The following is an 8,615-nucleotide window of genomic DNA, read 5'->3' as shown; positions in this document are numbered from 1 at the left end:
GCGACCAGTCGTCGGTGTTGTAGTCGTTGTAGCAGAGCTTCGCACCGGGGTCGGCGGCCCGGGCGGCACGGAACGCCGCCTCGATCCAGTCGTTGCCGGTGCGCTGCAGGTTCGAGTCGCGACGACCACCCGAGGACCCGTCGGCGTAGGCCTCGTTCACGACGTCCCAGGCGTAGATCTTGCCCTTGTAGTGCGTGGCGACCTGCGTGACGTGGTTGAGCATCGCGTTGCGCAGGTCGGTGCCGGACATGTTCTGCATCCAGCCCGGCTGCTGGGAGTGCCAGGCCAGGGCGTGCCCGCGGACCCGCTTGCCGTTGCTCTGCGCCCAGTTCAGGATCCGGTCGCCGCTGGAGTAGCTGAACTGGCCACGGTTGGGCTCCGTGGCGTCCATCTTCATCTCGTTCTCGGCGGTGATCATGTCGAACTCACGGTTCGCGATCGTCTGGTACGTGCTGTCGTTCAGCCGGCCCGCCGCGATCGCGGTACCGAAGTACCGCCCGCTCTGCTGCGCCGCAGCACCGAGCGTGCTCGCCGCCGCCTGGGCGGGCTGCGCGGCGGTCAGGCCGACGATGGTCGTGGCGACGGCCAGCGTCGCGGCCGCGAGAGCAGTCCTCCCGCGGCGCTGGGTCCCTGTCATGTGGCGCCTCTCCGTGGGTACCCGCGCGCGGCGGGTGGGGCTGGCGACGGGGGCTCGCGCGCGTCGCGTCGTCGGCTTCTTCACCGATGAAGATGCGCCGCCGGTACCCGTCGTCGTTGTCGTCGCTCACCTTGCAGCGCCGTCGCCGCACCAGCCATCGTCTAAACATTTCAGCAACGACCCGCGTGCCCGCCGGAAGCGACACGGGCCCGAACCAGACGGTCAGGGCCCGCGTCAGCGGCGCGCCCGGGCTCGCTTCCTCGGCGCTCGGGCCCGACGCGGAGCTCGGCGCCGCCGGTGGCCGCCGTCAGCGCGGCAGCTCGACCCCCGTCAGGTCGGCGAGCGCTGCGAGCAGCCCGTCCTGCACGTCGACGTCCGACGCCGCCGGGTTGGCCTCGAGCTGCTCGAACCGCTTGAGGTAGACGCCGCTCACCCGGGCCGCCGCGTCGTCGGAGGTCGCGAGCCACACCTGCGTCGCGGCGCCGTCGTCGACCTCGTCCCACGCGTCCGGACCGCCGAGCTTGGTCTTGATCCATCCCGGGTCGACCGCCGTCGCGAGCACGTCCGGCCACCGCCGGGCGACCGCGAACGCGAGCACCACGTCGAACAGCTTGGAGTCGGAGTACGCCTGCATGCCGTCCCACGGACGGCTCGACCACTGCAGGTCGTCGAACGTGACCCGGCCCTGCGCCTCGAGGCCCGACGTGAGGTAGACCAGCCGGGCCGGGCGCGGCGCGAGCGCCGTGAGCACGTACGGCGCGACGGTGTTGACCTGGAAGATGCGCTCGAACCCGTCGGCCGTCTCGACCCGCTCGGGTGCCCCGCCACCGATGCCGGCGTTGTGCACGACGGCGTCGAACGGCCCCGCGTCGGCGATCGCGGCGGCCAGCGCCCGCGTCTGCGCGAGCGAGGCGAGGTCCCCGATGAGGACGTCGCGCAGCCCCGGGAGCGCCGCGCGCAGCTCCTTCGCGCGGTCCGCATCGCGCGCGTGCCCGATGACCTCGCGCCCCGCGTCGATCAGCTGTCGGGCGGTCTCCCGCCCGATCCCGTCGGACGACCCGGTGACGACGACACGCGACATGACCACTCCTTCATGACGGGAGACCCCGGCCGCGGGCTGCTGCACGGCACCGTGGACCACCGGCGGAACGACGAAGGCCCGGACCGTGTGGTCCGGGCCTTCGTCTTCTTGTAGCGGGGGCAGGATTTGAACCTGCGACCTCTGGGTTATGAGCCCAGCGAGCTACCGAGCTGCTCCACCCCGCGTCGGCTCGACAACTCTACGACACCCTCCGGACCAGACCAAATCCTCCCGCGTGAGGCCGGTCACAGGCCGGGCCGGGCACCGCGGGAAGCCCCACGACGCCCGGCCCGGCCGGCGGTCACCCCGACGGTCAGCCGCCCGCGGCCTCGAGGTCGGCCTCGGCCTTGATCGCGTCCTGCACGGCCCGCGACAGGCGGTCCTGAGCCTCGCCGTACTTCGTGAAGTCGCCGGTCTGGAGCGCCGCCTGGCTGTCCTCCAGGGCCTGCCGCGCCTGCTGCAGCGCGAGGTCGAGCGACGCCCGCGCGGCGGCCGCGTCCGGCGGGACGCCGTCCGTCGGGCTCTCCGTCGGTGTGCCGGTCGGCTGCTCGCCCGGGGTCTCGGCGGGCGGTGTCGCACCGTCGTCGGGGTTGGTCCCGGCGTCGCCGGCCTCGGCGCCCGAGTCGCCGCCGAACACCTGGTCGAGCGCACCGTCGAGCGTGCTCGCGAACCCGATCGAGTCGCCCCACGCGACCAGCACGCGCTGGAGCAGCGGGAACGCGGTGCCCGACGCGGCCTGCACGTACACGGGCTGCACGTAGAGCAGACCGCCGCCGACGGGCAGCGTCAGCAGGTTGCCGCGGACGACCTGCGAGTCCCCGCGCGCCAGGATGTTGAGCTCGTTCGACACCGTCGGGTCGGCGTTGAAGTTGTTGTTCACCTGGCCGGGGCCCGGCACGGTCGAGTCGCGTGGCAGCTCGAGCAGCCGGAGCTTGCCGTAGTCGGCGGACGGCTTCCCCGCTTCCGACCCCGCTTCCGCGTCGACGGCCAGGTACCCGGTGAGCACCTCGCGCGCCCCGGAGCCGCCGGGGATGAACGTCGACATGAGCGAGAACCGCGCCTCGTCCTGGTCGGGCATGCGCAGCGTCAGGTAGTACGGCGGCTGCGGCACGTTGACGTTCGGGTGCGTCGGGTCGAGCGGGTTCGCCCAGAAGTCGTTGCCGGAGAAGAACTGGTTGGCGTCCTCGACGTGGTACCGCGTGAGCAGGGCGCGCTGCACCTTGAACAGGTCCTCGGGGTAGCGCAGGTGGCTCATGAGCGGACCGCTGATCTCCGACAGCGGCTTGAGCGACGTCGGGAAGACCTCCGACCAGGCCTCGAGCACCGGGTCGGACGGGTCCCACGCGTACAGGTCGACCGACCCGTCGTACGCGTCGACCGTGGCCTTCACCGAGTTGCGGATGTAGTTCACGGTCTTCGGCTGGAGCGCCTGGATGGTCTCCGTCGTCTCCGTGAGCGCGTCACGCGTGGCGGACTCGAGCGAGCGGCCCGCCGAGTACGGGTACTGGTCGCTCGTCGTGTAGCCGTCGATGATCCACTTCACGCGGCCCTCGACGACCGCCGGGTACACGCGCCCGTCGAGCGTCAGGTACGGCGCGACCTTCGCGACGCGGTCGCGCGGGTTCCGGTCGTAGAGGATCTGCGAGACGTCGGTGACACGGTTCGAGAAGACGAGCTGCTCGTCGCCGAACTTCAGCGCGTAGAGCAGCTTGTTCCACGGGTTGCCGATGCTCGGCCCGGCCGAGACGTCCTGCGTCGGGAAGCGTGTGAGCTCCTGACCCTGCGCGTCGTCGGACGGGTAGTCGAACTCCCAGCCGTCGCCGCTGGGCGCGCCGACGATCGAGTACGCGGGCGCCTGCGGGCTGAAGTAGATGCGCGGCTCGTACTCGCCCATCTGCCCCTGCGAGGGGATGCCGCCCTCCCAGAAGTCCGGCGCGCCACGACCGGCGGTCGTGTTGCCGTACGCGGCGACGACGCCGAACCCGTGCGTGTACACGGTGCGGTCGTTGGTCCAGTTGCGCTGCGCCGAGTCGAGGCCCTCGAGGTCGAGCTCGCGCACCGCGATGACGGTGTCGCGGCTCTCGCCCTCGACCTCGTACCGGTCGACCGAGAGCGAGTCCGGGAAGTGGTAGAACCCGCGGATCTGCTGGAGCTGCTTGAACGACGGGCTCACGACCTGCGGGTCGAGCAGACGGATCGACGCGGTCGTCTCGGCGTCGGAGCGCAGGGCGCCGGCCTCGGCCGTCACGGTCGCGTCGTAGTCCGCGGTCTGCACGTCCTCGAGCCCGTACGCCGCGAGCGTCGCGTCGATGTTGCGCTGGATGTACGGCGCCTCACGGTCCTGCTGGTTGGGCTGCACCTGGAAGCGCTGGACGACCGCCGGGTAGATGCCGCCGACGGCGATCGCGGCGATCACCATGAGGCCGACGCCGATGGCGGGCAGGCGCCAGTTCCCGCGGACCGCGGTGACGACGAACATGACGGCGACGAAGATCGCGATGCCCGCGAGGATCGCCTTCGACGGGATGACGGCGTGCACGTCGGTGAACGCCGCGCCGTGGAACTTCTCCCCCGCCTTCGTGAGGATCGAGTACCGGTCGAGCCAGTAGTTCGCGGCGATGAGGAGCATGAGCACCGCGCCGATGACCGACAGGTGCACGCGCGCGGCGCGCGTCGTCCGCGGGCCGTTCCCCCGCCCGCCGCCGACCCGCAGGCCGCCGTACAGGTACTGCGTCGCGAGCCCGGCGATCCCCGCGAGGATCGTCACGGCCATGAGGAACGACACGACGAACCGGATGCCCGGCAGCGTGAACAGGTAGAACCCGAGGTCGATGCCGTACTGCGGGTCCTTCTCGCCGACCGTCTGGCCGTGCATCCAGAGCTGGACCGTCGACCACTGCTGCGACGCGGCGGCGCCGGCGAACAGGCCGAGGACGGCCGGCCCGACGATCATGACGAGCCGGCGCAGCGGCTCGATGGCCTCGCGGTACTGGTCGAGGTTCGCCTGCTCGGGCGTCGACGGCGCGTACACCGGCCGCGAGCGGTACCCGAAGCTCAGGCTCGCCGCCACGGCGCCCGCCATCAGGCCGAAGCCGAGGACGAACAGCACCGCACGCGTGCCCCACTCGGTGCCGATCACCTGGAGGTAGCCGAGCTGGTCGAACCACAGCACCTCGGTCCAGACCTGGGCGAGCACCAGGACGAGGACGACGAGCACGCCGAGGACGACGAGCGTGGGAGCGAGCGCCCCGCGCCGACGTCGGCCGGCAGGTCGTGGGCGGGGTGGGCTGGCGAAGGTCACGGAGGGTCCTCGTCGTCGTCGGGCACGGCTGACCGCGGCGGACCGCGGCCGGGCGGCACGCGCACGCGCGGACCGCTCCTCGGTGTGAACGTGCTGCTCGAGGCCCAGGTTCCCACACGGGTGCGACCATGGTCCGGTGACACAGCCCCCCACCGCACCGCACCCGGGCGAGCGCGCGCTCGCCGATGCCGTCCGCGAGGTCGAGCACCACGCCGCCACCGCCGGGTGGGACGCGCCGGTGCGGGTGTTCGCGCTGGTCAGGACGCAGTCCGCGCTCGCGACCGAGCCGGGTCTCGCGGACCAGCTCACGCACGACGTGCTCGACGCAGCGGCCGCCGACCCGTGGCACCTCACGTCCGTCGAGCAGGAGGGGCTGCCGTCCGCGCCGGACCTCGAGACGCTGCTGGCCGGGCTGTCGTGGCCGGACGCGGTCGACGGCGTCGCGGTGACCGTGGAGCGCGTCGTGCTGCCGCCCGCGGCCGAGGCCGACATGCCGCAGGAGCCCGACGCGGCGCTCGCCTACCTGCTCGCGCACCCCGACCGCGCCGACGTGCGCCTCGCGGTCGGCGTGCTGCGCGACGGGCCGTCGTGGTGCGCGGTCCGCAGCCGGGAGCACGACGCCGACGACCAGGTCGGCCAGGGTCCGGACCTCGTGCCCGGTCTCGTCTCGGCGCTGCGCTCGACGCTCGACTGACGGGTCCGCGACCGACGCGGTCGCACCGGGACGTCCGTCCGCGGCGCCGCCCGGTCACCCCTCGGCGGGCGCCATCTCCTCGGCGGTGCCCGTGACCCGGACGCGCCCCTCGCGCGGGACCTCCACGACGAGATGCGACGGCCGCCCGGTCTCCGCCCCCTGGTCGACGGTCAGCACGGTCGGCGCGTCCACGTGCCGCCCGGCCCGCAGGTACGCCCCGAGGCCCGCCGCCGCCGACCCCGTCGCCGGGTCCTCCCGTATCCCGCCGCGCGGGAAAGGGTTGCGGGACGCGAACCTGGTCGCCGACACCCGGTGCACGACCGGCACCGTGCCGTCCCACCCCTGCGCGTCCTGCAGCCGCAGCACGGCGTCGTCGTCGTGGTCGAGGCGGTCGAGCACCCCGGCGCGCACCGCGACGAGCGGGTGCAGGTTGCCCCCGTGCACGAGCGCCGGGGGCAGCAGGGGGTCGAGGTCCTCGCGGTCCAGGCGCAGCGCGGCGAGCAGGGCGTCGAGCAGGTCGCCGTCGAGGTCCTCGACGTGCGTGTCGACCGCGACGAGCGTCGCCCGGTCCGCGCTCACCTCGACGGGGACGAGGCCCGCGTTCGTGGTGAGCGTCACCACGGGGCCCGCACCGCGCAACCGCGCCAGCACGACGCCGGACGCGACGGTGGCGTGCCCGCAGAACGCGATCTCCGCGCGCGGGGTGAAGTAGCGCACGCGGGCGGCGGCGCGCTCGATCCCGGTGAGGAACGCCGTCTCGCTGAACCCGAGCTCCGCCGCGAACCGCAGCATGTCGGCGTCGTCGAGCGACTCGGCGTCGAGCACGACGCCGGCTGGATTCCCGGACGCGGGGTCCGGCTCGACGGTCGTGAACGCCCGGTACCGCAGGATCTCCATGCCCCGGTCCTTCCCGGCCCGTGTCAGCCGGCGGTGGGCGACGGCGTCGCCGCGTCCTGCGTGCACGTCGGCAGGTCGTCGGCCTCGCCCGCGCCGATGGCCTCCATCGCGACGCGCGCGTCGTGGAGCGTGGCGACGCGGACGACGCGCAGCCCGTCGGGCACGTGGCCGACGACCTCGTCGCAGTTGCGCGCGGGCGCGAGGAACCAGTCCGCGCCGTCGCGCTCCGCCCCCGCGAGCTTCTGCCGGATGCCGCCGATCGGCCCGACCGCACCGGTCACGTCCATCGTCCCGGTGCCCGCGATGACCTCGCCGTCCGCCTCGTCCTCGGGGGTGAGCTTGTCGATGATCCCGAGGGCGAACATCGTGCCCGCGCTGGGCCCGCCGATGTCGTCGATGCTGATCGTCACGTCGACGGGCATGTCGAACGTCGGGTCGATGAGCACGCCGATCTGCGCGCCGCCGCCCTCGCGCTCGCTCGTGACGACCGGCACGTCCACGTCCTGCCCGTGCCGCTGCACCGTCAGCGTCACCGTGTCGCCCGGCTGCACGGCCGCGAGGTCGTCGACCAGCGACTGGTAGTCCGGCAGCGGCTCGCCCTCGAACCCGACGAGCACGTCGTTCTCCTCGAGCTTGCCCGCCGCGTCCGTGCCCTCGACCGTGCCCGCGACGAGCAGCGTGGCAGGCACCTCGTACCCGAGCTCGGTGAGGGCGGCGACCGTCGCGTCCTCCTGCGAGGACACCATCTCCGCCTGGTTGGACTCGTCGATCTGCTCCTGCGAGACGTCGGGCGGGTAGACCTGCTCGACAGGCAGCACGACGGACGACGCGGAGAACCAGCCGGACAGGACGCCGAGGATGCTCGACGGGTAGCCCGGGCCGCCGGTGCTCGACACCGTCGTGAGCCGCAGCTCGCCGGTCGAGTCGTGCGTCTCGGCGCCCGAGATCTCGATCATGGGCGTGCCGTCGTGCTCGCCGAGCACGTCGCGCGTGGGGCCGGGGCTGTTGACCGCGTACGGCGTCGGCAGGACGACGAGCACGGCGAGCAGCGTCGCGCCGGCCAGCAGGGACGTCGTGAGCGTCACGGCGCGCGGCGACAGCGGCCGCGGTGCGGGCTGCTCGTCGTCGTCGAGCGGCGGGTCGGTGGCGTCGAGCACGGTGCCGATCATCCCCTACCGCGCTGTGTGCCGACGACGCTCAGCCACGTCGCCGGGCCCGTGCCTGCCGCCAGACGGCGGCCGTGCCGATGAGCGCGACGGCCGCCCCGGCCGCCCCGAGCGCGGCCGCGTCGCGGGACCCCATGCGCCGGCCCGCGACCGCCACGCGCCCCTGGACGCCCTCGAGCAGCACGTCGAGGCACTCACGGCTCGACCAGCGCGCGGACCACCCGGCCGCGGTCAGCCGGTCCGCGGCCACGGTCCACGGGTAGACGACGAACGCGAGCTCGGACGCGGGCGACGGCAGGGCCCCCACGCGGTGCAGCCGCTCGGCCGTGCCGAAGGCCGTCGCGGGTGCGAGCTCGACCCGCCGCATCCCGGCCGCGGCCTCGACCTGCGACGGCGTCAGGACGTCGGGCGCGCCGACGGTGAGGGCGCCGGTGAGCCGGTGGTCGACGGCGAACCGGGCGGCTGCGGCGACGTCGTCGACGTGCACGAGCTGCCACTGCCGCACGGCACCGCGCACGGTGAGCAGCCGGGGCGCCTCGAAGTGCCGCGTGACGAAGGTGTCGACGCCGGGACCGACGATCGCCGCGGGCCGCAGCACCGTGACCGCCGGCGTCCGTCGCCGGGACGCCCGTGCGACGACCGCCTCGACGGCGGCGAGGTCCGCGACGATCCCGTCCTGCGCCGCGTCGGCGCCGCGCGGGAGCGGGTCGTCGTCGTGCACGACGGGCCGGTCCGGCCACGCGCCGTGCACCACGGCCGAGCTCACGACGACGACGTGCCGGACCCCCACGGCGCGCGCGGCCGCGAGCGTGTGCTGCGCCCCGGCGACGGCCGCGGCC

Annotated in this window: 7 protein-coding genes and 1 tRNA gene; 1 reads left to right on the top strand and 7 read right to left on the bottom strand. The window is 73.7% G+C overall.

Annotated features, from left to right (window positions below; translation table 11 throughout):
• The 4 genes from CTKZ_RS13165 to CTKZ_RS13150 all read right to left on the bottom strand — a co-directional run.
• On the bottom strand, positions 1-637 hold a 637-nt coding region (locus CTKZ_RS13165), incomplete at its 3' end, for an endo-1,4-beta-xylanase (RefSeq protein ID WP_148090493.1).
• A 307-nt stretch (positions 638-944) separates the two neighbouring features.
• Positions 945-1,718, bottom strand: a complete 774-nt coding sequence (locus tag CTKZ_RS13160) for an SDR family NAD(P)-dependent oxidoreductase (protein WP_124343376.1) — start codon at positions 1,716-1,718, stop codon at positions 945-947.
• A gap of 111 nt (positions 1,719-1,829) precedes the next feature.
• Positions 1,830-1,903 (bottom strand) — tRNA-Met (locus CTKZ_RS13155).
• Positions 1,904-2,031: 128 nt separating this feature from the next.
• Positions 2,032-5,019 (bottom strand): UPF0182 family membrane protein, encoded by a 2,988-nt coding sequence (locus CTKZ_RS13150; RefSeq protein WP_124343375.1) that lies wholly within the window; start codon positions 5,017-5,019, stop codon positions 2,032-2,034.
• Positions 5,020-5,155: 136 nt separating this feature from the next.
• On the opposite strand from CTKZ_RS13150, the gene CTKZ_RS13145 reads away from it, so the two are divergent.
• Positions 5,156-5,713: a PPA1309 family protein gene (locus CTKZ_RS13145; RefSeq protein ID WP_124343374.1), complete on the top strand. Its 558-nt coding sequence runs from the start codon at positions 5,156-5,158 to the stop codon at positions 5,711-5,713.
• A 54-nt stretch (positions 5,714-5,767) separates the two neighbouring features.
• Here the strand turns inward: CTKZ_RS13145 and CTKZ_RS13140 are convergent, their stop codons facing one another.
• The 3 genes from CTKZ_RS13140 to CTKZ_RS13130 all read right to left on the bottom strand — a co-directional run.
• Positions 5,768-6,610 (bottom strand): PhzF family phenazine biosynthesis protein, encoded by an 843-nt coding sequence (locus CTKZ_RS13140; protein ID WP_124343373.1) that lies wholly within the window; start codon positions 6,608-6,610, stop codon positions 5,768-5,770.
• Between the two features lie 23 nt (positions 6,611-6,633).
• Positions 6,634-7,767, bottom strand: coding sequence for a YlbL family protein (locus tag CTKZ_RS13135; RefSeq protein WP_124343372.1), 1,134 nt, complete (start codon positions 7,765-7,767; stop codon positions 6,634-6,636).
• Between the two features lie 40 nt (positions 7,768-7,807).
• A partial coding sequence (locus tag CTKZ_RS13130; RefSeq protein WP_124343371.1) for an NAD-dependent epimerase/dehydratase family protein occupies positions 7,808-8,615 on the bottom strand: 808 nt, incomplete at its 5' end.

Source organism: Cellulomonas algicola, assembly GCF_003851725.1.
In the GTDB taxonomy this organism is placed as follows: domain Bacteria; phylum Actinomycetota; class Actinomycetes; order Actinomycetales; family Cellulomonadaceae; genus Cellulomonas; species Cellulomonas algicola.
Note: the sequence above shows the minus strand (reverse complement) of the source record. Positions and strands in the feature narration are given on the sequence as shown.